General features: G+C 74.4%; 24 protein-coding genes. 17 read left to right on the forward strand and 7 right to left on the reverse strand.

The features are described 5' to 3' along the window. Window positions 1-49 precede the first annotated feature (49 nt). The 4 genes from ACZ3YO_RS30105 to ACZ3YO_RS30120 form a co-directional block, all read right to left on the reverse strand. Window positions 50-1,390 carry an aminotransferase-like domain-containing protein gene (locus ACZ3YO_RS30105; RefSeq protein ID WP_465575497.1) on the reverse strand — a complete coding sequence of 447 codons (1,341 nt, stop codon included), beginning with the start codon at window positions 1,388-1,390 and terminating at the stop codon, window positions 50-52. Further along, window positions 1,387-2,325, reverse strand: a complete 939-nt coding sequence (locus ACZ3YO_RS30110) for an alpha/beta hydrolase (RefSeq protein ID WP_465575499.1) — start codon at window positions 2,323-2,325, stop codon at window positions 1,387-1,389. The genes ACZ3YO_RS30105 and ACZ3YO_RS30110 overlap by 4 nt, the downstream gene beginning before the upstream one ends. A 116-nt stretch (window positions 2,326-2,441) precedes the next feature. Continuing rightward, a complete protein-coding gene (locus tag ACZ3YO_RS30115) occupies window positions 2,442-3,212 on the reverse strand; it encodes a class I SAM-dependent methyltransferase (RefSeq protein WP_465575502.1) in 771 nt (256 codons plus the stop codon). A 218-nt stretch (window positions 3,213-3,430) separates the two neighbouring features. Further along, the gene (locus ACZ3YO_RS30120; RefSeq protein ID WP_465575505.1) at window positions 3,431-4,522 is read right to left on the reverse strand and encodes an alpha-hydroxy acid oxidase; all 1,092 of its coding nucleotides are present in this window, start codon (window positions 4,520-4,522) and stop codon (window positions 3,431-3,433) included. Between the two features lie 177 nt (window positions 4,523-4,699). Here ACZ3YO_RS30120 and ACZ3YO_RS30125 point away from each other — a divergent pair, with 177 nt between their 5' ends. The 12 genes from ACZ3YO_RS30125 to ACZ3YO_RS30180 all read left to right on the forward strand — a co-directional run bounded on the left by ACZ3YO_RS30125 (window position 4,700) and on the right by ACZ3YO_RS30180 (window position 16,725). Continuing rightward, window positions 4,700-6,124 (forward strand): class I adenylate-forming enzyme family protein, encoded by a 1,425-nt coding sequence (locus ACZ3YO_RS30125; protein ID WP_465575507.1) that lies wholly within the window; start codon window positions 4,700-4,702, stop codon window positions 6,122-6,124. A gap of 191 nt (window positions 6,125-6,315) precedes the next feature. Then, window positions 6,316-6,588 carry an acyl carrier protein gene (locus tag ACZ3YO_RS30130; protein WP_465575510.1) on the forward strand — a complete coding sequence of 91 codons (273 nt, stop codon included), beginning with the start codon at window positions 6,316-6,318 and terminating at the stop codon, window positions 6,586-6,588. After that, window positions 6,585-6,869, forward strand: a complete 285-nt coding sequence (locus ACZ3YO_RS30135) for an acyl carrier protein (RefSeq protein ID WP_465575513.1) — start codon at window positions 6,585-6,587, stop codon at window positions 6,867-6,869. The genes ACZ3YO_RS30130 and ACZ3YO_RS30135 overlap by 4 nt, the downstream gene beginning before the upstream one ends. Beyond that, a complete protein-coding gene (locus tag ACZ3YO_RS30140) occupies window positions 6,866-8,041 on the forward strand; it encodes a beta-ketoacyl synthase N-terminal-like domain-containing protein (RefSeq protein ID WP_465575515.1) in 1,176 nt (391 codons plus the stop codon). Before ACZ3YO_RS30135 ends, ACZ3YO_RS30140 begins: the two co-directional genes overlap by 4 nt. Then, a complete protein-coding gene (locus tag ACZ3YO_RS30145) occupies window positions 8,038-8,634 on the forward strand; it encodes a beta-ketoacyl synthase chain length factor (protein ID WP_465575518.1) in 597 nt (198 codons plus the stop codon). Before ACZ3YO_RS30140 ends, ACZ3YO_RS30145 begins: the two co-directional genes overlap by 4 nt. Window positions 8,635-8,816: 182 nt before the next feature. Then, a complete protein-coding gene (locus ACZ3YO_RS30150; protein WP_465575520.1) occupies window positions 8,817-10,436 on the forward strand; it encodes a class I adenylate-forming enzyme family protein in 1,620 nt (539 codons plus the stop codon). Further along, entirely contained in the window at window positions 10,433-11,701 is a 1,269-nt protein-coding gene (locus ACZ3YO_RS30155; RefSeq protein WP_465575523.1) for a beta-ketoacyl-[acyl-carrier-protein] synthase family protein, read from the forward strand. The genes ACZ3YO_RS30150 and ACZ3YO_RS30155 overlap by 4 nt, the downstream gene beginning before the upstream one ends. 84 nt (window positions 11,702-11,785) lie before the next feature. Then, window positions 11,786-12,889: a VOC family protein gene (locus ACZ3YO_RS30160; protein ID WP_465575525.1), complete on the forward strand. Its 1,104-nt coding sequence runs from the start codon at window positions 11,786-11,788 to the stop codon at window positions 12,887-12,889. A 30-nt stretch (window positions 12,890-12,919) separates the two neighbouring features. Beyond that, on the forward strand, window positions 12,920-13,834 hold the full coding sequence (locus ACZ3YO_RS30165) for a phytanoyl-CoA dioxygenase family protein (RefSeq protein WP_465575527.1): 915 nt from the start codon (window positions 12,920-12,922) through the stop codon (window positions 13,832-13,834). Between the two features lie 74 nt (window positions 13,835-13,908). Then, window positions 13,909-14,850 (forward strand): thiamine pyrophosphate-dependent dehydrogenase E1 component subunit alpha, encoded by a 942-nt coding sequence (locus ACZ3YO_RS30170; protein ID WP_465575530.1) that lies wholly within the window; start codon window positions 13,909-13,911, stop codon window positions 14,848-14,850. After that, window positions 14,847-15,809, forward strand: coding sequence for an alpha-ketoacid dehydrogenase subunit beta (locus tag ACZ3YO_RS30175; protein ID WP_465575533.1), 963 nt, complete (start codon window positions 14,847-14,849; stop codon window positions 15,807-15,809). Before ACZ3YO_RS30170 ends, ACZ3YO_RS30175 begins: the two co-directional genes overlap by 4 nt. Before the next feature lie 124 nt (window positions 15,810-15,933). Then, window positions 15,934-16,725 (forward strand): DUF3050 domain-containing protein, encoded by a 792-nt coding sequence (locus ACZ3YO_RS30180; RefSeq protein ID WP_465575536.1) that lies wholly within the window; start codon window positions 15,934-15,936, stop codon window positions 16,723-16,725. A gap of 209 nt (window positions 16,726-16,934) precedes the next feature. Here ACZ3YO_RS30180 and ACZ3YO_RS30185 read toward each other — a convergent pair whose 3' ends face one another. Then, window positions 16,935-18,284 carry an acyltransferase gene (locus ACZ3YO_RS30185; RefSeq protein ID WP_465575538.1) on the reverse strand — a complete coding sequence of 450 codons (1,350 nt, stop codon included), beginning with the start codon at window positions 18,282-18,284 and terminating at the stop codon, window positions 16,935-16,937. Window positions 18,285-18,469: 185 nt separating this feature from the next. Between ACZ3YO_RS30185 and ACZ3YO_RS30190 the strand changes: the two genes are divergently transcribed. From ACZ3YO_RS30190 to ACZ3YO_RS30205, 4 genes are all read left to right on the forward strand, one after another. Continuing rightward, the gene (locus ACZ3YO_RS30190) at window positions 18,470-20,833 is read left to right on the forward strand and encodes an ABC transporter ATP-binding protein/permease (RefSeq protein WP_465575541.1); all 2,364 of its coding nucleotides are present in this window, start codon (window positions 18,470-18,472) and stop codon (window positions 20,831-20,833) included. 80 nt (window positions 20,834-20,913) lie between these two features. Beyond that, window positions 20,914-21,456, forward strand: coding sequence for a hypothetical protein (locus ACZ3YO_RS30195; protein WP_396322231.1), 543 nt, complete (start codon window positions 20,914-20,916; stop codon window positions 21,454-21,456). A gap of 257 nt (window positions 21,457-21,713) precedes the next feature. Next, on the forward strand, window positions 21,714-22,703 hold the full coding sequence (locus tag ACZ3YO_RS30200) for a serine/threonine-protein kinase (protein ID WP_465575740.1): 990 nt from the start codon (window positions 21,714-21,716) through the stop codon (window positions 22,701-22,703). 44 nt (window positions 22,704-22,747) lie between these two features. Beyond that, window positions 22,748-23,122 carry a DUF1304 domain-containing protein gene (locus ACZ3YO_RS30205; protein ID WP_465575545.1) on the forward strand — a complete coding sequence of 125 codons (375 nt, stop codon included), beginning with the start codon at window positions 22,748-22,750 and terminating at the stop codon, window positions 23,120-23,122. A gap of 98 nt (window positions 23,123-23,220) precedes the next feature. Here ACZ3YO_RS30205 and ACZ3YO_RS30210 read toward each other — a convergent pair whose 3' ends face one another. Then, window positions 23,221-24,558, reverse strand: a complete 1,338-nt coding sequence (locus ACZ3YO_RS30210; RefSeq protein ID WP_465575548.1) for a streptophobe family protein — start codon at window positions 24,556-24,558, stop codon at window positions 23,221-23,223. Window positions 24,559-24,677: 119 nt separating this feature from the next. After that, window positions 24,678-25,265 carry a hypothetical protein gene (locus ACZ3YO_RS30215; RefSeq protein ID WP_465575755.1) on the reverse strand — a complete coding sequence of 196 codons (588 nt, stop codon included), beginning with the start codon at window positions 25,263-25,265 and terminating at the stop codon, window positions 24,678-24,680. A gap of 64 nt (window positions 25,266-25,329) precedes the next feature. Here ACZ3YO_RS30215 and ACZ3YO_RS30220 point away from each other — a divergent pair, with 64 nt between their 5' ends. Further along, on the forward strand, window positions 25,330-26,262 hold the full coding sequence (locus ACZ3YO_RS30220) for a DUF6777 domain-containing protein (RefSeq protein ID WP_465575743.1): 933 nt from the start codon (window positions 25,330-25,332) through the stop codon (window positions 26,260-26,262). The last annotated feature ends 135 nt before the right edge of the window (window positions 26,263-26,397 follow it).

A 26,397-nucleotide genomic window follows, 5' to 3' on the forward strand; every position in this document is an offset into this window, starting at 1 on the left:
GCCGATCGACCCCGGCCCCGCCTCGGTGGCACCTGGCTCCCGTCCGGACCTAGGCGGTCGGACCTGGTGCGGCCTGCTCGCGGACGAAGCGGGCCAGCGCGGCGACCCCGTCGACGATCTGGTGCTCCGTCAGGGAGCTGATGGAGAGCCGCAGTCGCCGCTCTCCGCCGCCGGCCGGATAGAACGGCGCCATCGGGGTCCAGAGCACCCCGTGGTCCCGGGCGCACCGCTCCATGGCCGCCTCGTCGGCCGGGAAGGGCACCGTCAGCACGGCGAAGAAGCCGCCCTCCGGCCGGGTCCAGGACAGGCCCGACCGCTGGCATTCCCCCGCGGGGAACTGCCGCCCCAACTCCCGCAGCAACACGGCCATGTTGGCCGCGTAATGAGCCGTCGCCCCGGCGTTGGCTGCGCGCAGCCGGCAGCCATGACGCAGCAGCATGCCACCGATCACGGCCTGGCTGAGCGCCGGCGTGTTGACCGTCGTCATGCTCTTCAGCTTGGCCAGCTCGTCCGCCAGCAGCGAGCGCCGCCCGCCGGGCCCGGCCACCTCCTGGTCGGCCACGACGTAGCCGAGGCGGGCGCCGGGGAAGCAGGTCTTGGCGAATGAGCCGAGGTAGACGACCTGGCGTCGCCGGTCCAGGGCCTTCAGCGTGGGCCGCTCACCTGGGTCGCGGGCGAAGAAGCCGTACGGGTTGTCCTCGATGACGAGCAGGCCCTCCCCGGCCGCGGCGTCCAGCAGCCGGGCCCGGGCGGGGACGGGCATGCTGGTGCCGGAGGGGTTGGCGAAGTCGGGGACGACGTAGAGCGCGCGCGGGCGCCGCCCCCCGGCCCGCACGGCGCGGGCCGCGGCGCGGACGGCCTGCGGGTCCGGGCCGCCGTCGGGGCCCTCGGGCACCGGGACGGTGGTCAGATCGAGCAGCCGGGCGGCGCCGGTCACGCCGACGTAGCAGGGCGAGCTGACCAGCAGGACGTCGTCCGGGCCGGCGCAGAGGGCGCGCAGCGTCAGCAGCATGCCCTCCTGGGCACCGACGGTCAGCACCAGCGCCTCGGGCGGGACGGCCAGGCCCTCGTCGTTGGAGAGGGTACGGGCGACCAGGTCGGCGATGACCCCCTTGGTCGGCCCGTACTGGAAGAGCGTGGTCCGGACCGCGTCCCGGCCGGCGCCCCGGTCCGCCAGGTGGTCCAGGTAGGTGTCCAGGTAGGTGTGGACGTCCTCGGGTTCGAAGAAGCCCTCGTAGGGCCGGCCGGGGGCGAAGGAGACGGCGTCGGGGTAGCGGGTGGTGACCTCGTTGAGGAAGGTCATCGCGTCCAGCAGCGGGTCGGCGAGGGAGGCGTGCAGCTCGGCCAGTTCCAGCGGCGGGATGGGCTCCGGCGGCTCGGGCGCGCTCACCGGAGGGCCTCGCGCAGCCGGTCGGCGGCGTACCGCTGGGCGTCGCTGGCGGCGTCCAGGACGCCCGTCATGGCGAAGAAGCCGTGCGGCATGCCCGCGTACCGCCGGGATTCGACGGGGACGCCGGCCGCCCGCAGCGCGTCGGCGTAGCGTTCGCCCTCGTCCCGCAGCGGGTCGTACTCGGCGGTGATCACGGTGGCGGGTGGCAGCCCGGCGAGGCTCGGGGCGCGCAGCGGGGAGGCGTGCGGGTGGTCCCCGTCGGCGGGGTCGGCCAGGTAGTGGCCCCAGTACCAGGCGACCGAGCGGCGGTTGAAGAGCGCCGGGTCGTCGTGCTCGCGCAGCGAGGCGGTGTCGGCCCGGTGGTCGGTGTTGGGGTAGACGAGCAGTTGGTGGCGAAGGGCCGGGCCGCCCTCGTCGCGGGCGAGCAGGGTCAGCGCGGCGGCGAGGTTGCCGCCGGCGCTGTCGCCGCCGACGGCCAGGCGTGTCGGGTCGATGCCGAGGCCGGCGGCGTGTCCGGCCAGCCAGCGCGCGGCGGCCCGGCAGTCGTGGACGGCGGCGGGGAAGGGGTGTTCGGGGGCGAGGCGGTAGCCGACGGAGGCGGTGACACAGCCGACGGCGTTGGTGAGGCGGCGGCAGATCGCGTCACTGGTGTCGGGCGAGCCGAGGGTCCAGCCGCCGCCGAACAGGTACAGCAGGGCGGGAAGTGCCGGGCCGGCGGTCTGCTGCGGGCGGTAGAGGCGGAGCGCGAGTTCGCCGCCCGGGCCGGGGATGCGGTGCTCCTCGACGGCGGCGACGGGTTCGGGGGTGCCGGCCGCGGCCCGGATGTCGGCGAGGTCGGCGGCCCGGGCCTCGCCCGGGGTGAGGGTGTAGAGCGGTGGCGTGCCGGCCCGCGCGCGGCGCTCGCGCAGGGCCTGGGCCTGGGGGTGCAGTGGCATGGGTCGTCCCGTCGAACTGTGGGGTGCGCGGCCGGGTCACCGGCTCGGGCCGGCGGCTCGGGGTCAGCGGTCTGGTGGGCCGGTCGGGATCGTCCGGTCGGACGTGCCGGTCGAGGTCAGCGGTCCGCCTCGACGTAGACCGTCTCGTCGGTGCGGAAGGCGGTGTCGAGGTCGGCGACGTCGGCGCGGCTGCCCTGCCGGTAGGCGCAGTGGCGGATCTGCCCGGGCTCGAAGCCGGCCCGGGTGAGGACGTGGCACAGCTCGTCCAGGTCGTAGATCCACTGGTGACCGTAGTACCGGAAGATCTGGTTGACCAGGAAGGCAGGGCGTTTCGGCATCGGCGGGCCGAAGCCCATGGTGGTGAGGCGGCGGCGGTGCTTGGCGAGGAAGCCGTCGTCGGTGACGTAACCGACCAGGTAGCGGGCGAGGTCCGGGGTGGTGAGGCGCAGGACGCCGCCGGGGCGCAGCACGCGCCGGGCCTCGCGCAGCCAGCCGACGGCGACCGGCAGGGTGACGTGCTCGATCAGGTGCTCGGCGTAGACCCAGTCGACGCTGGCGTCGGCGAACGGCAGCGGCCGGGCGATGTCGAGCTGGGTGAACCAGCGGTCGCCGTCGACGCGGTAGAGGGTGCCGGGCTCGGTGGCGGCGCCGGGGCTGGTCAGAGCCGTGAGGTCGGTGCCGAGGCCGGCCGGGTGGGCCGTCCGGAAGGCGGCGAACTCGATGCCGGTGAGGCCGAGTTCGCGGAACTCCTGGTGGTCGCGCGGGAGCCGGTCGGCCGGTTCGAGGGTCTTGCAGGTGGCGACCCGGTCGCTGACCTCGTCGAGGCGCGCGGCGATCCCCTCGGGGTCGTCCCAGTCCCAGCCGGGGAAGGCGTCGTGGTGCTTCATGTCGTCGGTCCTTCGGTCGGGGCCGCTGCCGGGCGGTGTTGCCGGCTGTGCCGGTGGGTTGCGAGAGGTATGCCGGGTGGTGGCGCGAGATGGGCGGGGTGGTGCGCGAGTGTTCGGGGTGCTGCGCGGGTGCTCGGGGTGCTGCGCGGGTGCTCGGGGTGGTGGCACGAGACGGGCAAGGTGGTGCGCGGGCAGATCTTCGGGCGGCCGGGCCGTGGTCAGAGGGGCCAGGGCGCCAGGGCCGTGCGGTCCAGGTCGGCGGGCGTGGGGCGGCCCAACAGGGCCAGTGTGTGCTCCAGTTCGCCGCGGAGCAGGCCGAGGACGGCGGCCGCGCCGGCCTCTCCCCCGGTGGCGAGCCCCCAGAGCACCGGCCGGCCGACCAGGACGGCGCGGGCACCCAGGGCGAGCGCGACCGCGACGTCGGTACCGGTGCGGACGCCGCCGTCGAGCAGGGCCGGGACGTCCGGCGGAAGAGCGGCGGCGACCTCGGGCAGGGCGGCGAGGGCGGGCAGTGCGCCGTCGAGCTGGCGGCCTCCGTGGTTGGAGACCACGACGGCGTCCGCCCCGTTCTCGGCGGCGAGCCGTGCGTCCTCGGCGGTGAGGATGCCCTTGAGGACGATCGGGAGCCGGGTGCGCTCGCGCAGCCAGGCCAGGTCGGACCAGGTCAGGGTGGGGTCGAACTGTTCCAGCGCGTGGTCGGCGATACCGGAGGAGCCGGCGCCGGCCCGGTGGCTGGCGGCCATCAGGGCCGAGTCGAGGTTCACGGCGCGGATGTGCGGCGGGACGGCGAAGCCGTTGCGCAGGTCGCGCAGCCGCCGCCCGATCCGGGGGGCGTCCACGGTCAGCATCAGGGCGGTGTAGCCGGCCGCCTCGGCCCGTTCGACCAGCGCGGCGAGCACGTCACGGCGGCGCAGCCAGTAGAGCTGGAGCCAGAGCGGCCCGGTGGCTGCGGCGGCGATGGATTCGAGGGTGGCACTGGCGAAGATGCCGGCGACGAGCAGGGCTCCTGCCCGTCCGGCTGCCCGGGCGGTCGCAATCTCGCCGTCCGGATCGACCAGACGGTGGTAGGCCATCGGGGCAATCCCGACCGGGAGTCGGAGCTCGGAGCCGAGCAGCCGGACAGCGGTCGAGCAGCCCGAGACGTCGACGAGGGCGCGCGGCCGCAACGCATAGCGGGCGAACATTTCCCGGTTCCCCGCGAGGGTGCGTTCCGCTTCGCTGCCACCCTCGATGAAGTCCCATATTTCCGGGGGAAGTTGGGCGCGTGCAGCGCGCTCGATCCCGGCCAGCGTGAGTAGTCCCACGGGCATCCTCGTTCCCGGACGGCCGCGCTCGGACCAGTCCCGGTTCGGCAGCGTAGGAGGTCTACACCAGATTGGTATAGACCTTGATTTGACCAATCGTCTGTGCAAAGGTCTGGCAACGGAATTGAACGTATTGGTTGAGAACGGCGTCCATGTCAAATCTCCTCACTGCGTGGAGTGGCGTTGACCGGCATTTCCCTCTTCTCACTTCCGCCCTCTTCACCGCCGCACGCCGATGCCCCCCGCGACTGGGTGGAGCGGTTGCTGCTGGCCGGCCCCGGGGGCGAGGAGTGCCTTCACTTCGGCACACCCGTCGACCGTGACGCCCTGCGCGCCTTGGTCGGCGAGCAGGTCGAGCGGCTGGCCGCGGCCGGCCTGGCACCGGGCGGTACGGCAGCACTGCGACTTCCGCCCTCGCTGGGCTTTGTCGCCGTGCTGCTCGCCTGCTGGCAACTGCGCGCCCAAGTGGCCCTGTTGGACCACCGGTTGACCGACCACGAGATCGCCCTCGCGGTCGAACGGTTGGCCCCGCAGGTGCTGGTAGGGTCCGAACACGGGACCTCGGCGGCGCTGCGCGGCTTCTCCGAGGTCGACCCGGTGGCCGTCCGGCTGTCGGACGGGCGCCCGGCCGCGACCGGCCATGCGCTGGTCCAGCTGAGCTCAGGCTCCACCGGGCCGGCCAAGGTCATCGCCCGCACCGCCGGTGACCTCATCCGTGAACTCACCTGCTACCGAAAGCTGGTGGACTTCCCGGGGGAGGGCGAGCGGGTGGTGCTGCTCTCCTCGGTGGTGCACGTGCTAGGACTGGTCGGCGGACTGCTGAACAGCCTGCACGCCCGCGCGCCGCTGACCGTACCGGCCCGGGTGACGGCTGCGGGCATCCTCGCCGCCGTCGCCGCGGAGCAGGAGCGGCCGACCACCCTGATCGGTGTCCCCTTCCACGCCGAGCTGCTGGCCGGCGCGGCCGCACCCCCGCCGCTGCCCCGGCTGCGGCGGATGGTGGTGGCCGGGGAGCTGGTGCGCCCGGGCCTGCCGACCGCCTTCACCGCCAGGTACGGCGTCCCGCTCGGCACCATGTACGGGATGACCGAACTCGGTGTCATCGCCACCGACCTGACCGGCCGGCTGCACCCGGCCAAACAGCCGGTGGACGGGATGGAACTTCGCCTGGTGGCCGGGGAGTTGCAGCTCAGGACGGCCGCCTCACCGTACCCCGGGCTGGACGACCCGACCCGCTGGTCGGACGGCTGGCTGCACACCCGGGACGCCGCCGTCCTGGACCGGGCCACCGGACTGGTCACCGTGCTCGGCCGGCGGGACTCGCAGGTCTCGATCGGCGGCCTGAAGGTGGACCTCACCGAGGTCGAGCAGACCCTGGCCGCCCTGCCGGAGGTCCGCGAGGCCGTGGTCGTCTTCGACGAGGGCGCCATCGAGGCGTACCTCGCCGCCGAGGACGGCGCGGATCACGCGCTCGTCCAGGAGCGGCTGGCCCGGCAGCTCGCCGCCTTCAAGCGGCCCCGCCGGCTGGCCTTCCTGCCGCAACTGCCGCGCACAGCCACCGGAAAGCTGCTGCGCGACCCGGCCGCCCTGCGCGCGGCCGCCCGCTGAACCGCGATTGCCTCCGAACCCGGCCGCGCTCCCGCAAGACCGAATCCCATTCCCGACCCGGCCGCGGCGATCACCCCGCCGCACCCACGGCACCATCCCGGTGGGCCCGGGCCGGCCTTCCCGCCGTATCCGAACGGAATTCCCCGACAACCCGCACGCGCCGCCCGCGTGCAGGCACCAAGGAGCACACCATGCAGGACCGCATCCGCGAGTTCGTCCTCGCCGCGCTGGCCGAGATGCAGTACGACGTCTCCGAGGTCACCGGCGACACCGACCTCGGCCCGGCCGGGCTCGACCTGGAGTCGCTCGCCCTCGCCGACCTCTCCGTTCAGGTCGAGGACGAGTTCGGGGTCAAGTTCGACCTGGACGAGATGGAGAGCACCGCGCTGATGACGCTGGACCAGTTCACCGCCGACGTCGCCACCCGTCTCGCCGCCACGGCCACCTCGGGCAGCCCGGCGTGACCGGCCCTGCCCTCCCCGACCGGGCCGAGGTGCTGGAGATCCTGGCGGCGTTCGGGCAGCGCGCCGCCGACTCCGTCCCCGAGGAGCTCGGATCTCTCGAACTCACCTGGCTGATAGCCGAGTTCGAGCAGCGCTACGGTATCGAGCCAGACCTCGACGACGAGCGGTTCGAGGCGATCAGGACCGTGGACGACGCCACCGAGGTGCTCCGCGCGGCCGTCCTGGCCGGCGCCGCACCGGCCGCGCCTGCACCAACCACCCCCGGGGCCGCGCCGTCATGACCGGCCACGCCTCACCCGCCGTCCGGCCCGTGGTCACCGGCGTCCGGCCCGTGGCCCCACCCGCCGTCCGGCCCGTGGTCACCGGCGTCGGCGTGCTCAGTGCGGCCGGAACCGGGCTCGGCGAGCTCGCCGAGGCCACCGCCCACGGCAAGGCCGTCTTCACCACGGTGACCAGGTTCGACGTCTCCGCTCGCCGGACCACCCGGGCCGCGTTGCTGCCCCGGCCGGTGGAGCTCGCCGGCGCCGTGCTCGCCGCCGTGGACCAGGCCTGCCACCAGGCCGGCCTGCCCGCCGGTCCCGCAGCCTCCGGCAATGCGGCCATGCCGGTGCTGCTCGCGCTGCACAGCGACCTGCGCACCCGAGCGGTCACCACGGCCGTCGCCGCCGGGGCGGCCGCCGCCTGGGGGGTCGCCGGCGTCACCCGCGTCTACACCGGTGCCTGCGTCGCGGCCGGCACCGCGGTGGCCGACGCCGCCGCGCTGGTCGCCACCGGCCGGCACCCCCGGGTACTGGTCGCGGCCGGGCACCTGGTCGAGCCGGGCGTCTTCGCGGCCTTCGACGCCGGACGGGCGCTGGCCCGCGACGGCGAGCTGCGCCCGTTCAGCGCCGGCCGCACCGGCACCCTGCTCGGCGACGCGGCGGCCGCCGTGGTCGTCGAGGCCGAACCCGCGGCCGGGCGGCGCGGCGCGCCCGTCCTCGCCCGGCTGGCCGGCTGGGGCCGGACCGGCGACGCCCACCACGTCTGCCGCCCCGAACCGGACGGCGAGGGCGCGGCCCGGGCCGTCGAGGCCGCGCTCGCCCGGGCCGGCCTCGGCCCGGCGGAGATCGGCTACGTCAACGCCAACGGGACCGGCTCGCCGCTGGCCGATCGGGCCGAGGCGAGCGCACTGCGCCGGGTGTTCGGAGCGCACACCGACCGGCTGCCGGTGAGCTCCAGCAAGTCCGTCCACGGCCACGCCCTGGAGGCCTCCGCGCTGCTCGAACTCGCCGTCACCATCGCGGCGTTGCGCGACGGACGGCTTCCGGTGAACGCCGGCTGGCTCGGCCCGGACCCGGACGCCGGCCTGGACCTCGTCCTCGACGGTCCGCGCACCGCCCGTCCCCGCTACGCACTCACCCTCAACTCGGCGTTCGGCGGCGCCAACACCGCACTCCTGGTGGCCGCCCGATGACCGAGCTGCGCATCCTCGCCGAGGCCCGCTGGCCCGACCCCGGCCGGGCCGACCCGGACCGGCCCGACCCGCTCCCGCCGGTCCCCGGCTTCTCCGCCTCCTCCTTCAACCCGCTGGTGGCGGAGACCGCCGAACGCTGTCTGCGCGCCCACCACGGCGCCGCCCCTGCCCCCGGCCGGACCGCCCTGCTGCTGGCGAGCGCCGGCGGCGACCGTGTCACCGCGCGGGCGATCGACGAGGCCGCGGCCTCCGGGCGGCGGGTGCCGCCGCTGCTGTTCTTCCAGTCCAACCCGAACGCCGTCCTCGGGCACATCGCCGCCCGCTGGGGCCTGACCGGGCCCGTGGTCGCGATCAGCCCGGTCGGGGCACGAGCGGGCGAGGTGCCGCAGGACGCGCTCGACCTCGCCGCGCTGCTCCTCGCGGACGGCGACGCCGACCACGTCCTGATCGTCGCCGCCGAACAGGCCGAGGCGGCCGGCGCCGGGGCGGACGACGAAAACGCCGCCGAACAGGCCGACGAAAAGACGGACGTCTCCGAAGACGCCGGGACGAGCACCGACCGGGCCGTCGCCGTCCTCGTCACCACCGCCTGACCCGCACCATCCCGCACCACCACCGACCGTACACGCACCGTCACGAGCACACGTCCGCCGCCGGGCACGCCGTCCCAGGCACACCCGTCACCCAGCACACCGTCACCCCGCATCCGCGCGAGCGCCCCCGCACGCCGCGTCGCGCCGCAGTACGCCCTGCACCATGGGAGGGATCCACCACCGTGAGCATCCGCAGTATCCGCACCCTTCTGGCGGACGACCCGGACGTCGGCGCCGGCAACGCCCTGACCAGCCGGCTGGACCTCGGCCTCGGCCTGGACGAGCCACTGCTGACCTTCGACACCCAGGTGGACGACCACCCCGCCTGGCAGCCGTTCACCCTGCGCGAGCTCGACCGCGCCGTCCGGGCCCGCGCCGCGGCGCTGCACGCGCTCGGCGTCGGCCGCCGCGACCCGGTGGTGGTGTTCGCGAGCGACGCCGCCGACCACGTGCTCGCCTTCCTCGCGCTCGCCCGGCTCGGCGCCATCCCCGCGCTGCTCAATCCCAACCTCGACGGCGAGCGGGCCGCCCGCTACATCACCAAGCTGGGCCCGGTCGGCATCCTCGCCGACGCCGCGCACCTGGCCGCGCTGGCCGGCCACGACACCGGCGCCCCCGCGTTCCCGGAGATCTCCGCGCTCGGCGCGGGCGACCCTGACGCCGCGCCCGCGCCGTACCGGCACTGGTCCGGCGACCCGGTGGCGATCACCCACTCCTCCGGCACCACCGGCATGCCCAAGGCCGTGGTCCACTCGCACGCGAGCCTGTATGCGGCGATCCGCCACCGCCTCCGGCTGCCCCGCCCGCAGGGACAGGAGCGGATGCTCAGCGCGTTGCCCGCACCGCACGCGGCCACCCTGATCGCCGTCAACCTGGCGCTCAGCTCACACACCCAACTCGCCGTGCTATCCGGCCAGTCGGGTGCCGGCGTGCTGGACGCGATCGAGGGGTGGCGGCCCACCGGGGTGGTCGGATTCGCCGCCACCTGGGCCGACCTCGCCCACCATGACCTGGCCGCACGGGAGTTGGATTCCGTCGCGCTCTGGTGGAACACCGGCGACTGCGCACACGAGGTGCACATCCGCCGGCTGATCGCGGCCGGCAGCCGCGAGTCGGTGACCAGGGAGGGCCGGGTCCGCCTCCCCGGCTCGCTGTTCGTGGACGGCCTCGGCTCCACCGAGATGGGCCACTCGCACTTCTTCATCACCCACGGCCCCGGCACCGAACGGTACGGCCGCTGCGTCGGCCGCCCGCACGCCTTCGTCGACTGCGAGGTGGTCGGACCGGACGGCGAGCCGCTCGGCCCGGGCGAGGTCGGCGAACTGGCCACCGCCTCCCCGACCCTGGCGCTCGGCTACTGGAACGACTCGGCCACCACCTTCCGGACCAGGATCCGCGGCCGCTTCCTCACCGGCGACCTGATGTACCGGGACGAGGAGGGCTACTACTACCACGTGGACCGGCTGGTCGACTCGGTCGAACTCGGCGACGGGAAGCGGCTGTTCACCGCGATGTCGGAGGAGCGCGTGCTGGCCGCCTGCCCCGACGTCGCCGACTGCACGGTCGTCGCGGTGCGGGACGGCGAGCGGGTGGTCACCGACGTGCTGCTGATCCTGGCCGCCGGCGCCGACCCGGCGGCCGACCGCACCAAGGCGGTCACCGCCGCGCTGGACGAGGGCGCCGCGGCCACCGTCCGCCAGGTCCTGGTGGTGGCCGGCGACGACATCCCGCTCGGCCCGACCGGCAAGGTCCGCAAGGTGCTGCTGCGCCGGCGCTACCTCGACTCGGTGGCGGGCCGATGACGCCCCACACCGGCGGCCGCCCGGCCGCCGTGGTCACCGGCATCGGCCTGGTCACACCGGTCGGCCGCAAGCCCGCCGAGGTCTTCGACGCGCTCACCGCCGGCCGCTCCGGCATCCGCGCGCTGCCGGAGGGCCACGCCGCGCACGGCTGGCTCACCGCCGCCGGGGTCGCGCCCGCCGTGGACGGGCGCGAGGTGCTGCCGCCGACCGAGACCCGCTGCGTGGACCGGTTCGTGCTGCTCGCCCTGGCCGCCGCCGACGACGCGCTCGCCGACGCCGGCATGGTGGTCGGCCGGGACGCCGACCCGCACCGCACCTCCGTCGTCCTGGCCACCGGTGGCGGTGGGCTCGAGACCTTCGAGCAGCAGTCGCACCGACGGCTGGAGCGCGGCCGGCCCGGCGTCAGCCCGTACCTGCTGCCCGGCATGCTCTCCAACATGGCCACCGCCCGGGTCGCCATCAAGCACGGCATCCGGGGCTTCAGTTCGGCGATCGTGACGGCCTGCGCGGCCGGCGCCCAGGCGGTCGCCGAGGGCCTGCGGCTGATCCGGGCCGGCGACGCCGACGTCGTGGTCTGCGGCGGCAGCGAGTCCTCGCTGCACCCGACGATCGCCGCCGCGTTCACCAACGCCCGCGCCCTGTCGTCCGGTTGGGACGACCCGGAGCAGGCCAGCCGGCCCTTCGACACCCGCCGCAACGGCTTCGTGCTGGGCGAGGGCAGCGCCGTCCTGGTGCTGGAGCGGGCCGAGCACGCGGACGCCCGCGGCGCGGCCGGCTACGCCGACCTGACCGGCTGGGGCGCGTCCACCGACGCCCACCACCCGACCATGCCGCGCCCGGACGGTGAGGGAGCCGCCGACGCGATGCGCACCGCGCTCGCCAACGCCGGTCTCACCCCGTCCGACATCGGCTACGTCAACGCGCACGGCACCGGCACCAGGCTGGGGGACGTCGCCGAGACCGCCGCGCTGCGCGCCGTCTTCGGCGAGGACGGTCCCGCGGTCAGCTCCACCAAGGGCGCCACCGGCCATCTGCTCGGCGCCGCAGGGGCCTTGGAGGCTGCGGTCACCGCGCTCGCGGTGGCCCGGGGGACGCTGCCGCCGACGGTGAACCTGACCGACCCGGATCCGGCCTGCCCGCTCGACCACGTCCGCGGCGCCGCCCGGACCGCGCCGCTGCGGGCCGCCCTCAGCAACGCCTTCGCCTTCGGCGGCCACAACGTGAGCCTGGTCTTCGGGCCGGCGTCCACGCGGTCCGCCCGGTAGCGCCCGGACCGGCCGCGTTCGGCCGTGTCGTGACCCGACCACGTACTCAGCCACTCGTCCTTCGCCACTTCCGGGGAGATCCCGTTGTCCATCCAGTCCATCACCCATGTCGAGTTCCACTGCGCGGACGCCGACGAGGCCGCGGCAGGCCTCTGCGCCGACTTCGGCTTCAGCCCTGAGGAGTTCACACCCGAGGAGTTGACGGCCGAGGAGTTGACGGCCGAGGAGTTGACGGCCGACGCGCTCACACCCGAGGAGTTCACGCCCGAGGCGCTCGCGGCCGCCGGCCAGGTGCCGCAGCAGGAGGGCGTGCGCGCCGTCCGCCTGCGCCAGGGCGGCATCCGGCTGCGGCTCCTCTCGGCCGCCGACCCCGCCCACCCGGTGGCCGAGTACGTCGCCCGGCACGGCGACGGCGTCGCGGTGATCGCGCTCGGCTGCACCGACCCGCAGGCTTCGCTGGAGCGCGCGGAGCGGCACGGCGCCCGCGTCCTGGACCGCGCCGGTGGCCTGGTGGCCGGGTTCGGCGACCTCGCGCTGCGGTTCGTGCCGCAGCCGCCGCTGACCACGGCGGAGCCGGCGGCCGGCACCCTGCTGGACGCCCTCGACCACGCCGCGATCTGCGTGCCGGCCGGCGAGCTGGCCCCCGCGGTGAAGTTCTGCGAGGCCGCGCTCGGCATGCACCGGATCTTCGGCGAGTACCTCGAGGTCGGCGAGCAGGCGATGGACTCCAGCGTGGTGCAGAGCGCCTCCGGCGACGTCACCTTCACCCTGATCGAGCCCGACACCGGCCGCCGCCCCGGCCAGATCGACACGTTCCTCGCCGACCATGGCGGCGCCGGCGTCCAGCACCTGGCCTTCCGCACCGGCGACATCGCCACCGCCGTCCGGACCATCCGCGGCCGCGGCGTCGAGTTCCTCAGCACCCCGGGCGCCTACTACGACACGCTGGCCGAGCGGCTCGGCGGCACCGCCATCCCGGTCGGCACGCTGCGCGAACTCGACGTGCTGGTGGACCAGGACCACGGCGGGCAGCTGTTCCAGATCTTCGCCCGCTCCACCCACCCGCGCCGGACGTACTTCCTGGAGCTGATCGAACGGCAGGGCGCGGGCACCTTCGGCACCGCCAACATCAAGGCCCTGTACGAGGCCGTCGAGCGGCAGCGCGCCACCGCCTCCGCCTCCGCCTGAAAGCCACCACCCCGAAGGAGGCCACAACCCATGACCACCGCGATCGAGTTCCGGCTCACCGAGGCCGAACGCGCGCTGCTGCCCACCGCGGAGGAGGTGGCCGGCTACCTCGAACACGGCTGGTACCTCTCCCGCCGGCTGTTCAGCGACGAGGAACTGGACACGCTCCAGGCCGCCACCGAGACGTACTACGAGGGCCACCGGGACCGCCAACTGCCCGTCCGCCCGCCGAACCTGGCCTCCTGGGAGCCCGCCCACGGCCCCGTCCAGCGGCACAACGACTACGTGCACTTCGAGAGCGACGCGATCGGCGCGATCCTGCGCAAGCCGCTGCTCGGCGCCGTCGCCGCGCTGCTCGCCGAGGCCGAGGAGATCCGGGTCTTCCAGGCGACGCTGATCTACAAGCCGCCGGTACCCGAGGAGCCGAGCAACCAGGTGCCCTGGCACTTCGACAAGCACTACTGGCAGACCTCGTCCTCCGAGCGGATGCTCACCGCGTTCCTGCCGTTCCACGACTGCCGCGAGGAGAACGGCACCATCACCATGGTCGACGGCAGCCACCGCTGGCGCGAGCTGGACTCCGGCGAGGACTCCACCCGGCACTTCGCCCACCGTGACCGCTCCCGGCTGGAGGAGATCCTCGCCGAGAACGCCCGCTTCAACGGGCAGCGGGTCCGCAAGGTGCCGATGCTCATCCCGCGCGGGCACGTCAGCTTCCACCACTGCCGCACGTACCACGGCAGCGGCCCCAACCTCGCCACCACGCCGCGCCGCGCGGTCTCGCTGCACCTCCAGGACGGCGCCAACGCGTACCGCGGGGCCACCCGGCCGGACGGCAGCACGGTGGTCTACAACCACGACGTGGTGGTACGCCGCACCGGCGACGGCCGGCCCGACTACGCCGACCCGGACATCTGCCCGACGCTCTGGCGAGGAGCGCTGTGACACCGCCGCCCCCGCCGCCCGTAGCCCCACGCGCCCCCCTCACGCCTCTTGGCAGCCCGGGGCAGCGGTACCGGATGCTGCGGCTGATCCGGGGCTTCGAGGAGCTGGCGCTCGGCCTGGTGAAATCCGGGGTGATCCCCGGTGGCATCCACCCGTACATCGGCCAGGAGGCCGTCGCGGTCGGCGTCTGCGCCGCACTCGGCCCGGACGACCGGCTCACCTCGACCCACCGCGGCCACGGCCACGTCCTCGCCCGGGGCGCCGATCCGCGCCGGCTGCTGGCCGAACTGGCCGGCCGTGTCGGAGGGTTGAACCAGGGTCGGGGTGGCTCGATGCACGCCGCCGACCTCTCGCTGGGCATCCTGGGCGCCAACGGGATCGTCGGCGCCGGCGCGCCGATCGCGGTCGGCGCCGCCTGGGCGGCCCGGCAGGCCGGCGAGGACCGGGTGGCGGTCTCCTTCTTCGGGGACGGCGCGCTCAACCAGGGCGTCCTGCTGGAGTCGCTCAACCTGGCCGCGACGTGGAAGGCCCCGGTGGTCTTCGTCTGCGAGAACAACGGCTACGCGACCACCCTGCCGGCCGCCACCGCGGTCGCCGGCAGCGCGGTCGGCCGGGCGGCCGCCTTCGGCATCCCGGCCGTGACGGTCGACGGGATGGACACCGAGGCCGTCCGGGCCGCCGCCGAGGACGCCGTGGACCGGGCACGCAGCGGCGGCGGCCCCGGCTTCGTCGAGTGCCGCACCTACCGCTTCGAGGGCCACCACACCATGGAGCGCCGGATGAAGCTGCGCTATCGGACGGCGGAGGAGGTGGACACCTGGCGGGCCCGCGACCCGCTGCTCCGGGCCGCCGCCGCGATCGGCGGGGCCCGGGCCGCCGGCCTGGACGCCGAGGTGGCCGCCGAGTTGGCGGAGGCCGAGCGGTTCGCGCTCGCCTCCGGACATCCGGACCCGGCGGGCGCGTCGGCCTACCTGTACGCCGACGGACGGCAGCCGCGGGCGGGGGCGGTGACGTGACCAGGCTCTCGTACACCAAGGCGCTCAACCGGGCGCTGGCCGACGAACTCGCGGCCGACCCGGCGGTCTGCGTCTTCGGCGAGGACATCGGCGCCGGCATGGCCGGTCCGACGCTCGGGCTGCTGGACCGGTTCGGCCCGGAGCGGATCGTCGACACCCCGCTCTCCGAGCAGGCCTTCACGGCGATGGCGATCGGCGCGGCCCTGGCCGGCCGGCGGCCGGTACTGGAGTTCCAGATCCCGTCGCTGCTCTTCCTGGTCTTCGAGCAACTCGTCAACCAGGCCCACAAGTTCTCGCTGATGACCGGCGGCCAGGCGGGTGTCCCGCTGACCTGCCTGGTACCGGGATCCGGCTCGCGGGACGGCTGGGCGGGCCAGCACTCCGACCACCCGTACAGCCTCTTCGCGCACGCCGGGGTGAAGACCGTCGTGCCCGCCACCCCGACGGATGCCTACGGCCTGCTCCGCTCGGCCGTCCGCGACCCGGATCCGGTGATCGTGTTCGCGCCGGCCGCCGCGCTGCCCGTCCGCGAGACCGTCACCTGGGAGCCGGCGCCGATCCCGCTCGGCTCGGCCCGCGTGCACCGGGCCGGCGGGGACGTCACCCTGGTCGCCGTCGGCCACTTGGTGCACGACGCCCTGGCGGTCGCCGAGGAGCTGGCCGACGAGGTTTCCGTCGAGGTGCTCGACCCGCGCACCCTGTACCCCTTCGACTGGGCGGCGCTGGCCGCCTCGCTGGAGCGCACCGGCCGGCTGGTGGTCGTCGACGACTCCAACCGCAGCTGCGGCATCGGCGCCGAGATACTGGCCACCGCCGCCGAGGAGATGCGGCTCATCGCGCCACCTCGCCGGATCACCCGCCCGGACGGCGCGGTGCTCCCCTTCGCCCCCGCGCTCGACCGCGCCCTCCAGCCCGGCCGCGAGCAGTTGCGGCACGCGCTGCGCGCCGTCATGAAGTAGCGCCGTCATGAAGTAGCGCCGTCATGGACTCGCGCCGTCGGGAAGTAACTCGGTTCCGGCGCAACCTCTTTGCGATGTGTCTTCAGCGTGACAGAATCCTGCCCCACCCGTGAAGGAGCTTCACATGTCCAACAACCGTTACCACTGGGATCGTTCGCACCCGGGCCTGACCAGCCTCCAGCAGGCGATCGACCCGCTGCGCCGCGAGGTCGTCGGCCACACCGTCTACGGCGGCCTGAACAGCATCGGGCGGGTCCGCACGTTCCTGGACCGGCACGTCTTCGCCGTCTGGGACTTCATGTCGCTGCTGAAGAGCCTCCAGCGCGAGCTCACCAACGTCGACGTGCCCTGGGTCCCGGACGGCCCGACCGCCAGTCGGCGGCTGATCAACGAGATCGTCCTGGTGGAGGAGAGCGACGAGCTCGGCGAGGGCTACACCAGCCACTTCGAGCTCTACGTCGAGGGCATGCGGCAGGCCGGCGCCGACCCGAAGCCGGTCGAGGACTTCCTGGCGCTGCTGCGCGCCGGTACCCCGGTGCCGGAGGCGCTGAAGAGCGCCGGGGTGCCGCAGGCCGCCGTCGACTTCACCTCGACCACCTGGGAGATCATCGAGAACGCGCCGGTGCACTGCCGCGCCGCCGCCTTCGCGTTCGGCCGGGAGGACCTGATCCCCGACATGTTCGCCCAGGTCATCACGATCGAGGACCCGGACGGCGCACTGACCGTCTTCAAGGACTACCTGGCCCGGCACATCGAGGTCGACGGCGAGCAGCACACGCCGATGGCGATGCAGATGCTGATCGACCTCAACGGCGACGACGACGCCAAGTGGGCCGCCTGCGCGGAGACCGTACGCCTCGCACTGAAGGCCCGGGTGCAGCTCTGGACGGCGATCGAGGAGGCCTTCCCGGCCTGATCACACCGCGTGAGCGAACGGGGGCGGCCGGACGACGGCCGTCCCCCGTTCCGGCGTCCCCCCGTCCGGCGCATCCCGTTCACCGCCTCCCCTTCGGGCGCCTCCCGTTCACCGCGTCGCGTTCGCCGCCTCCCCTTCGGGCGCATCCCGTTCACCGCGTCCCGCGTTCAACGCCTCCCGCACTTCCGCGCCCCTTTCTTCGGCGCCCCTCAGAGCACCTTGGGCACCATGGCGGCCACCGCGGGCCGCACGTCGGCCGGGCCGCGGTAGCGGTGCAGCGCGGCCCGGCCCTCGGTGCACCGCAGCCGGGCGGCCAGCCGGGCGGGGAGCACCACGGTGGTGAGCAGACCGGTGCCGTGGAAGCCCTCGACCGTCCAGGAGACCCATGGCAGAGGGTAGTTGGCGGCCGGACTGAAGAAGACCGGACGGTTCCCCTGGAAGGCGATCCGGTACGCACCGAACCTGCTCCAGTTGGAGAAGCTGAACCGGCGCCGCTCCGGATCGAAGCCGATCGGCACGCAGTCGCGCAGCCGCTCGCGCCCGATCGACTCCAGGAAGACCAGGTTGGAGCGGAGGTTGAGGTGCTCCTCGGTGAAGCCCTCGACCGCGGTCCGCAGGGCTGCCGCGAGCGCGGCCGGGCCGTCCTGCGGCACCTGCGGGAGGTGGATCTCGCTGAGCAGGTTGCCCACCAGGGCCGCCGGCAGGCCGAGCGGGCGGCGCGCGTTGACCGGGACGGTCAGCCCGCGCTCTTCCTGGTCGCCGTCCAATTCCCGGATCACCGAGGCCACATGGGCACACAGGACGTCGCCGGAGGAGAGGCTCCGCCCGGTCGCCGCGCCGAACTCGTCCCGCATCCTGGCGAGCTCGTCGTCTCCGAAGTAGACCTGGACGGTCCGGTTGGCTCGTGGGCCGGCCGCCACCTCGCGGGCCAGCGCGGCGGTCTCGGCCGGCGAGGGCAGCCGGAATCCGGCGCGGCCGCAGTCCGTGGCAGGCAACACCTTGTCCAGCAGCGCGTCCTGATCTTCCGCCAGTTCTGCCTCCGGGAGCTCCTCACCCTCCACCGCGGCGGACCAGGCGTGCATCAGCAGCATGAAGCTCTGCAGGTCGCCGATCGCGTGGTGCCAGGAGCAGCCGAGTACCGTGCCGCCGCCCGAGGGCCGGGTGAGCCGGACGGTCAGCAGCGGGACGCCGCCGGCCCGCGCGGCCGGGGCGTCCACCGGGTCGACCAGTTGCGCGCCGGCGGCGGTGACCCGGCCCATCGCCTCGGCGAGGGTGCCGTCCACGTCGTAACTGTCCATCGGAACACCGGAGTCGTCACAGACGGCCTCCAGCGCGCCGCCGACGGTGCGCAGCCGTCCGACGAACACCGGGACCCGCTCCAGCGCCCGGGCCAGCCCGGCGGCGAGCCGGTCCTCGTCCAGGGCCTGCTCAAAGAAGAGGACGACCGAGACGGAGAGGTCGGCCAGCATGGTGTCCATCAGCCCGCAGCGCAGGACCGTTCCGGGAGCCCGGCCGACCCGGACGAGCCGGGAGTCGCGCAACTGCGGCCAGACGCTCATGTGTCCATCCCGGGGCTCGCGAGGAGTCGTGCACAGCAATGACAGGGCGGCACCCCCGAAGGGCGGGCGGCACCCCGAACGATAGGGCAGCGGCCCGGTACACATCCAGTGGTCCAGTCCAATTCCCCAGCCTGCCGGGCCTGCTCCACCCTGCTGCGCCCGCCCCGCCGGACTAGACTCCAAGTATGGGAGAGCGCGCAGGCGCGCCCGTCGCGCCGCCAATGGTTCTTGTCACCGACACGGACTCGCAGCTGATCGACCCGGGCCGGGCGTACCACGTCGGCCGCGACCCGACCAGCGAGATAGTCCTCGACGACCCCCGGGTGTCCTGGCACCACGCCGTGCTGCACACCACCGACGGCCACTGGCAGCTGGAGGACGTCGGCAGCACCAACGGCACCTTTGCCGACGGCCGCCGGATCCAGCAGGAGGACGTCGTCCCCGGCACCCGGCTGCGGTTCGGCGACCCGGCCGAAGGCCCGGCCGCGACCTTCGCCGGCCTGCCCGCGCCCGCCGCCGCCGAGCGGCCCTCGCTGATCGCCCCGCAGGCCTCCGGCGTCTTCCGCCAGCCCAGCGCGATCATCCGGCTGCCGGGCCGGACGGTACAGATCGGCCGGGCGGGCGACAACGACCTCGTCCTGGACGACCTCCTCGTCTCCCGCCACCACGCCGAGCTGCGCATCCTCCCCGACGGCGGCCACGAGATCGTCGACCTCACCAGCCACAACGGCACCTACCTCAACGGCCGCCCGGTGACCCGGGCCCCGGTCGGCCCCGCCGACATCATCGGCATCGGCCACTCCGCGCTCTGCCTCTCCGGCGACGAACTGGTCGAGTACATCGACACCGGCGAGATCTCGCTCAACGTCCAGGGCCTGGTGGTGCGGGTCGGCCCCGACCACCGGGTGCTGCTGGACGACGTCGGCTTCCCGCTCGCCGAGAAGGCCCTGCTCGCGGTGGCCGGCCCGAGCGGCGCCGGGAAGTCCACCCTGCTCAACGCCCTCACCGGCCTGCGCCCGGCCGACGAGGGCACCGTTCTCTACGACGGGCGCGACCTCTACCGCGACTACGCCGAGCTGCGCCGCCGGATCGGCCTGGTGCCGCAGGACGACATCCTGCACACCCAGCTCACCGTCCGCCGCGCGCTCTCCTACGCGGCCGAACTGCGCTTCCCCGGCGACACCACCAATGAGGAGCGGGAGGCCCGGGTCGACCAGGTGATCCACGAACTCGGCCTGGACGGCCGCGCCGACCTGGTGATCTCCAGTCTCTCCGGCGGCCAGCGCAAGCGCGTCAGCGTCGCACTGGAGCTGCTCACCAAGCCCTCGCTGCTCTTCCTGGACGAGCCGACCTCCGGCCTGGACCCGGGCATGGAGCGCTCGGTGATGACGATGCTGCGCAGCCTCGCCGACGACGGCCGCACGGTCGTCGTGGTCACCCACAGCGTGCTGAGCCTGTCCGTCTGCGACCGGCTGCTGGTACTGGCCCCCGGCGGCCGCACCGCCTACTACGGCCCGCCCGGCGAGGCGCTGGAGTTCTTCGGCTACTCCGAGTGGCCGGAGGCCTTCGAGGCGTTCGAGAGCGAGGACCACGCCGCCTGGCAGCGCCGGTACCGGGAGTCCCCGCAGTACCGGCGGTACGTGGCCACCGGCTCCGTGCCGGTCGTCCCCGCCGCCCACCCGGCCGAGGCCGGGAGCCCGTTCGGGCGGGAGAAGCCGCAGGGCTGGTTCTCCCAGCTGGCCACGCTGGTCCGCCGCTACACCGCCGTGCTGGCCGCGGACCGGCTCTTCCTCACCGTGATGATCGCCCTGCCGTTCATCATCGGCGTGATGTGCCGGGCGATGGCCGGCTCCCGGATCTCCTCCGACAACGCCATCAACGTCGTCCTCACCCTCTGCATCGGCGGGCTGCTCACGGGCTCCGCCAACGCCGTCCGCGAGGTGGTCAAGGAGCGGCCGATCTACCAGCGCGAACGGGTGGTCGGACTGTCCAGATCGGCGTACCTGGTCTCCAAGGTGGTGGTGCTCGGCACGATCACGGTGGCCCAGGCCGCCGTGCTGACCACCGTCGGCCTGGCCGGGGTGAACCTCAGCCCGACGCTGGCCACCGGGGTCCGGGTGCACAGCGGCGTCGTGCTGCCGCCGCTGGCCGAGCTGATCCTGGCCGTCGCCATGCTCTCCTTCTCGGCCATGATGCTGGGCCTGCTGGTCTCGGCGCTGGTCCGCAAGGAGGAGGCCACCATGCCGATGCTGGTGCTCCTCTCGGTGGTGCAGATCGTCTTCAGCGGCGCCATGCTGAAGCTGCACGGGGTGCCCGGCCTGGAGCAGTTCGCCTGGCTGGTGCCCTCCCGCTGGGGTCTGGCCGCCATGGCCCAGACCGTCGACCTGCACACGGTCTTCCCGACCGCCATCACCGCGGACCCGCTGTTCCGCCCCGACCGCGCCCGCTGGCTGCGCTGTATGGGCATTCTGGTGGGCCTCTCGACGGTGCTGTTCTTCGCCGTGCTGGCTCTGCTGCGCCGGCAGGAGCCGGCGATCATGCGGAAATAGCGGGAGCAACGGAAGCAACGAAGTAGCGAGAACACCGGAAGCAGCCCGACGAGAAGCAGCCGGGAGACAGGCAGCCGCCCATGGACGAGTTCGCGTTCCGCCCGACCCACGTCGCCCCGCCCGACGGGATGGCCACCTGGGCGGCGCCGGACCCGGGCATGCCCTCCACCCCGCTGGACCCACTGCTGCCGGTCCGGCTGATCGGCCGGCAGGGCGACTGGGGGCAGGTGCTCTGCTCCAACGGCTGGTCCACCTGGGTGGACGGCCGGCTGCTGGTCGCCCTCCCCGACGCGCCGCCCGCCGCCACCGGCCCGCCCGCCCGGACGGCCGACCCGCGCCCGGCGCTGGCCGAGGCCGAGGGGGTGCTGGCCCGCTACCGCTCCCTGCTGGAGGACCTCGCCGCCGGCGGCGCAGACCTGGCGACCTTCCAGGAACGCTCGCGCGGGCTGCGGATCGGCCTGGTGATCGCCGGCGAGGCGCTGTGGGTGTTCGACCCGGTGCACGACCGCTGGTGCTACTGCGACGGCCTCCAGCTCCAGACCTACGCCGTCTCCGGCCACCCGAAGTCGGTGCCGCCCGCCCCGCCCGGCGCGTACGAACCGACCCGGACGGGCGAGCCGTGATCCCCCACGACCGGCCCGGCGGCGCGAAGCCGGACGGACCCGAGCCCAGCGGCCCGAACGCGGCCCGCCCGGACGAGGCCGACCCGGACCAGGTCGGCACGGAACCGAACGGGCCGAATGGGCCGAACGGACCGAACGGACCGAACGGGCCGAACGGCACGGCACCGAACGGCCGGGACCAGGACGGCCCGGACCGCGACGGCACGGCGTCCGCTCCCCCGCGCGCCACGGAGAACGCCCCGAGCCTGCCGTCCGGCATGGTCGGCCGCCAGGTGGCCGGCTACCGGCTGGAGGCCGAGATCGGGCGGGGCGGCATGGCGGTCGTCTACCGGGCCAAGGACCTGCGGCTGGGCCGGACGGTCGCGGTCAAGCTGCTGGCGCCCGAACTGGCCCGCAACGAGGTCTTCCGCCAGCGGTTCATGCACGAGTCGGAGGCCGCCGCCGCGATCGACCATCCGCACATCATCCCGGTGTTCGAGGCGGGCGAGGCCGACGGCATCCTGTTCATCGCGATGCGCTACGTCGAGAACGGCGACCTGCGCGGCCTGATGAACCGGGGCGGCCCGTTCCCGGCCGAACGGGCGGCCCGGCTGGCGCTGCAGATCGCCTCGGCGCTCGACGCCGCGCACGACCGTGACCTGGTCCACCGGGACGTGAAGCCCGGCAACGTGCTGGTCGCCGCCGGGACGGACAGCGACCACCCCGAGCACCTCTACCTGGCCGACTTCGGCCTCACCAAGAAGTCGCTCTCGCTCAGCGGGCTGACCAGCGTCGGCCAGATCGTCGGCACCCTGGACTACGCGGCGCCCGAGCAGATCTCCGGCCGGCCGCTGGACGGCCGCTGCGACCAGTACAGCCTGGGCTGCGTGGTGTTCGAGATGCTCGCCGGGGCGCCGCCGTTCCGCCGTGAGAGCGACCTCGCGCTGCTCTGGGCCCACCTCAACGACCCGCCGCCCGCCCTGCGCGACCACCGCCCCGACCTGTCCGCCGCCGTGGACGCCGTGGTGGCCCGGGCGCTCGCCAAGGCCCCCGACCAGCGCTACACCGGCTGCCTGGCGTTCGTCGCCGACCTGCGGGCGGCGATCGCCGGCGGCCCCGCGTCCGGGCCGGACGACGCCTGGCAGTCGGGCGGGCCGCCGACCCAGGTCGTCCCCGTCCAGGGCCCGGCCACGCCCGGCGGACCGTCCGCCGTGCCCGAGCCCCCGTCCTGGGCGTTCCCGGTCGTCCACCCGCCGCCGCGGCGCTGAGCCCCCGCCCGGCCCGAGCCCGTCCCCCTGAACGCGGAGCCCCCATGAACGCCGTCAGCCAGCTCTTCGCCCTGCTCGCCGCCGCGATCCACGTGATCGTGTGGCCGCTGGAGAGCTTCCTCTACGGGCACCCACGGGTCCGCTACCTGCTCACCGGCAGTACGGCGGACGCGCCCGAGGTGCGGCTCTGGCGCTTCAACGTCGGCTTCTACAACCTGTTCCTGGCGCTCGGCCTCGCCGCCGGCGTCACCGCCCTGCACACCCGCCACGAGACGGCCGGCCGCGCGGTGGTCGTCTACGTCAGCGCCTTCATGATCGCCGGCGGGATCACCCTCTTCGTCTCCGAGCCGAGGCTCTGGCGCGGCGCCCTCGGCCAAGCGGTGCCCCCGGCGGTGGTCCTGATCGCCCACCTGGCCTGAGACCGGTCGGGCCCTGGCCCGAGACCGGCCACCCACCTTGGCCTGAGACCGGTCGGGCACCTGGCCCGAGACCGGCCACCCACCTGGCCCGAGACCGGTCAGGTGCCGCCGACCTCGCCGCGCCGCCCCAGCCGCGCCGCCAGCAGGCCGCCCAGCCAGCCCGCCACCAGGCCCCACGCCGCAGCCAGGGGGACGGCCACCCAGAACTGGAGGCTCAGTGTGAGCGCGCCGCCGCCGAGTCCGGCCAGCGGGTTGCTGCCGCCGAGGACGGACCCGAGGAGCCCGCCCAGCCCGTCCTCGCCGACGCCGACGCCCAGCACCGAGAGGCCGTAGTCGGCGGAGACCCGCGTCCAGACGCCGACCAGCAGCATGGTGACGGCCGCCGCCACGCCCAGCCGGACGGCGTGGCGCCAGAGCCGGACGCCACGCGGCGAGCGGTACGCGGTGAGGACGCCGGCGGCGAGCATCAGCGCGGCGGCCAGCGGCAGCAGCCACCAGGCGCGGGCGTCCTGGTCGGCGAGGGTGCCGAGGCTGACGGTGGCCTCCTGGCCGTCCGGCACGCGGAGCACCTCGGCCAGCACCTTGGGAACCGGCAGGCCGACCGCGCCGGTCAGGTGGCCGTGCCACTGCGCGCCGAGCCCGACGCCGAACGCGAGCCAGGCCAGGTTGGGCAGGGCCAGCAGCAGGACGGCCATCGTCTCCCGGGCGTTGCCGTGCACGGCGGCGGTGAGCAGGCCCACGACCACCCCGATCGCCACGTAGACGAGCAGCACCAGCAGCATCGCGAACGCGGACGGGCGGACGGCCTGTTGGAACGGCACCAGGGCGCGCGGCAGCGGCGCCCGGCGGGAGACCGCGAAGGCGGCCGCCAGGACGACAAGCAGCCAGAGCAGCCCGAGGCCGATGGTGCTCGCCGCCTCGGCGTGGAAGCCGATCTGGGGGGTCAGGCCCAGGGCGCCCCCGAGCTGCTGGGCGAGGTCGTTGCCCACCGCGACCGTGAAGGTGTGCCGGGCACCGAGGGTGAGCAGGACGAGCGCCACCACCCAGACGGCGGCCGTCCGGGCCACCCGGCCGAGCAGCTCACCGCCGTGGGCGACGGCCCGGAAGCGCAGCTGGCGCAGGAACACCTCGGCCATGGCCAGCGCGCCGAGCAGGCCGACGGTCAGCGGCATGGCCGTGATCCCCGCGTCCACCTGGGCGAAGAAACCGGCGCCGCCGTCGAGCTGGACGGAGCCGCCCACGGCCAGCGCCAGCGCGGCGGCCAGTACGGACGGGAATCCGCCGCCCGGGAGCTCGTCGGCGCCGGCCGCCCAGAGGCCGAGCGCGGCGACGGCCGCCATCGTGGCGAGCCCGGCGAGGACGACTGCGAGCGCGTCCAGCCAGCCGCGCAGGACGCCGGGCGGACCGGCCGCCGCGGTGGGGGGCTCCGGATGCATACGGGCTCCTGGTGGACTCGGGTACCCCCCTCGCGTCTGCTCCCAGATTGACCCAGGACGGTCCGCCGCGCGCTGCGTACGGACGGTCACGACGACGCCTACCGACGGGTTCGACCGCTTCACCTGCTGTTGCGGCGTCCGGTCGGCGGGGGCAGAAATGGAAGCGGTGGGGGAGCCTGCTGTGCCGGCCGTTTCGCCGGCCGCCTGCGAAACGGAGCCTCGATGAGTTCCCAACCGCCTTCCGGCCCGCCCTCCGGGCCGCCTTCCGGACCCCCGTCCGGCCCGCTCTCCGGACCGCCCTCGGGCGGACAGTCGGGCCCGCCGTCCGTTCCCCCGTCCGGGCCTTCCGGGCCTTCGGGTTTCTCGGGCGGCGGCTCGTCCGGCGGTACGCCGGGTGGGCCGTCCGGCGGGCGTCCGACGCCGTGGTGGCGCTCCGGCAAGAAGCTGGCGCTGGCGGCGGGCACGGCGGCGCTGGCCGTGGTGGCGACGGTGCTGATCGTCAACAGCAACAGCGGCAACAGCGGCCAGGCCAGCGATGCCATCCCGGCCGCCAACGAGGTGGCGCTGCAGTCTCCGAGCGATCCGGGCCCGGCGCCGTTCACCCCGTCGGTGGAGACCGCCGGCGTCTCCGCGCCGGCACCGACCTCCGCCCCCGCCCAGCCGACCGGCACCACGAAGACCACCGCAGCGGCCTCACCGACCGGCATCCACAACGTGCAGGGCTCGTCGGCCGGGCTCTACGCGGGCGCCGAGTCCAAGCCGGCCTGTGACGTGGAGCGGCTGATCTCCATGACGTCGACCGGGGACACCGGCCGGGCCTGGGCGTCCGCCCAGGGGATCGAACAGTCCGCCATCCCCAGCTACATGCGCTCGCTGACCTCGGCCTATCTGCGGACGGACACCCGGGTCACCAACCACGGCTACAAGGGCGGCGCTTCGGTCGCCTACCAGTCGGTGCTGCAGGCCGGCACCTCCGTCCTGGTGGACTCCCAGGGCGTGCCCCGGGTGCGCTGCAGCTGCGGCAATCCGCTGACGCCTCCGGCGCTGGTGAGCAACGCCAAGTACACCGGCAAGTCCTGGACGGGCTTCCAGCCGTCCACGCTGGTCGTCGTGGTGCCGGCGCCGAAGCCGGTGAGCGAGTTCGTCATGGTGAACGTCTCCACCGGCGGTTGGTTCGCCCGGGTGACGGGGCAGATCAAGGTGGTGGACCGGCCGGTCCAGCCGCCGAAGGAGCTGGCTCCGGGGGTTCCGCCGGCCGCGCCGATGAAGCCGGCCTCTCCGTCGGCCTCGATGTCGGGCTCCACCTCGGCCAGTACGTCGGGTTCGGGCTCGCCCTCGACCTCGGGCGCCAGTTCCGGTTCGACCTCGGGTTCGACCGGTCCCTCGACCGGGTCGGCCTCCAGCTCCTCCGGTTCGCCGTCCGGCCCGTCGTCCTCGGCGAGCAAGGGCTCGGCATCGGCCTCATCGTCGACCTCCTCCGCCGGCCCCACCTCGTCCTCGCCGCCGGGCCCGTCCTCCGCGAGCGTGACGCCGTCCACGGCGACGACCGCGAAGACGGCGACGGCGAGCACGGCGACCGCGAGCACGGCGACGGGCACGACGACCTCGGCCCAGCGGTCGGCCACGGCGACGGCGACCTGCGCGACCGTCTCGCCCTCGACCCTCCCGCCGTGCACCACCCCCACGGGCGTCACACCCAGCTGACCCGGCCGTTCCCACGGCGGCGGGGGGCCCCGCGCCCCCCCCCCCCCCCCCCCCCCCGACAGTGTGTCAACCACACTGCGGGGGGTTTTAAAAAAACAACAACCCATAGGGTGGGAGGAAATAAAAAAACCACGG

Source organism: Kitasatospora sp. NPDC022785, from assembly GCF_055561295.1.

Excerpts from the sequence above, each read along its gene's own strand:
- ACZ3YO_RS30215 (WP_465575755.1), bottom strand. The coding sequence starts at position 25,265 with ATGCCGGTCGGTGAGGCCGCTGCGGTGGTCTTCGTGGTGCCGGTCGGC.
- ACZ3YO_RS30130 (WP_465575510.1), top strand. The coding sequence starts at position 6,316 with ATGCAGGACCGCATCCGCGAGTTCGTCCTCGCCGCGCTGGCCGAGATG.
- ACZ3YO_RS30115 (WP_465575502.1), bottom strand. The coding sequence starts at position 3,212 with ATGAAGCACCACGACGCCTTCCCCGGCTGGGACTGGGACGACCCCGAG.
- ACZ3YO_RS30210 (WP_465575548.1), bottom strand. The coding sequence starts at position 24,558 with ATGCATCCGGAGCCCCCCACCGCGGCGGCCGGTCCGCCCGGCGTCCTG.
- ACZ3YO_RS30140 (WP_465575515.1), top strand. The coding sequence starts at position 6,866 with ATGACCGGCCACGCCTCACCCGCCGTCCGGCCCGTGGTCACCGGCGTC.
- ACZ3YO_RS30110 (WP_465575499.1), bottom strand. The coding sequence starts at position 2,325 with ATGCCACTGCACCCCCAGGCCCAGGCCCTGCGCGAGCGCCGCGCGCGG.
- ACZ3YO_RS30185 (WP_465575538.1), bottom strand. The coding sequence starts at position 18,284 with ATGAGCGTCTGGCCGCAGTTGCGCGACTCCCGGCTCGTCCGGGTCGGC.
- ACZ3YO_RS30170 (WP_465575530.1), top strand. The coding sequence starts at position 13,909 with ATGCTGCGGCTGATCCGGGGCTTCGAGGAGCTGGCGCTCGGCCTGGTG.
- ACZ3YO_RS30155 (WP_465575523.1), top strand. The coding sequence starts at position 10,433 with ATGACGCCCCACACCGGCGGCCGCCCGGCCGCCGTGGTCACCGGCATC.
- ACZ3YO_RS30145 (WP_465575518.1), top strand. The coding sequence starts at position 8,038 with ATGACCGAGCTGCGCATCCTCGCCGAGGCCCGCTGGCCCGACCCCGGC.
- ACZ3YO_RS30200 (WP_465575740.1), top strand. The coding sequence starts at position 21,714 with ATGGTCGGCCGCCAGGTGGCCGGCTACCGGCTGGAGGCCGAGATCGGG.
- ACZ3YO_RS30195 (WP_396322231.1), top strand. The coding sequence starts at position 20,914 with ATGGACGAGTTCGCGTTCCGCCCGACCCACGTCGCCCCGCCCGACGGG.
- ACZ3YO_RS30120 (WP_465575505.1), bottom strand. The coding sequence starts at position 4,522 with ATGCCCGTGGGACTACTCACGCTGGCCGGGATCGAGCGCGCTGCACGC.
- ACZ3YO_RS30165 (WP_465575527.1), top strand. The coding sequence starts at position 12,920 with ATGACCACCGCGATCGAGTTCCGGCTCACCGAGGCCGAACGCGCGCTG.
- ACZ3YO_RS30180 (WP_465575536.1), top strand. The coding sequence starts at position 15,934 with ATGTCCAACAACCGTTACCACTGGGATCGTTCGCACCCGGGCCTGACC.
- ACZ3YO_RS30205 (WP_465575545.1), top strand. The coding sequence starts at position 22,748 with ATGAACGCCGTCAGCCAGCTCTTCGCCCTGCTCGCCGCCGCGATCCAC.
- ACZ3YO_RS30190 (WP_465575541.1), top strand. The coding sequence starts at position 18,470 with ATGGGAGAGCGCGCAGGCGCGCCCGTCGCGCCGCCAATGGTTCTTGTC.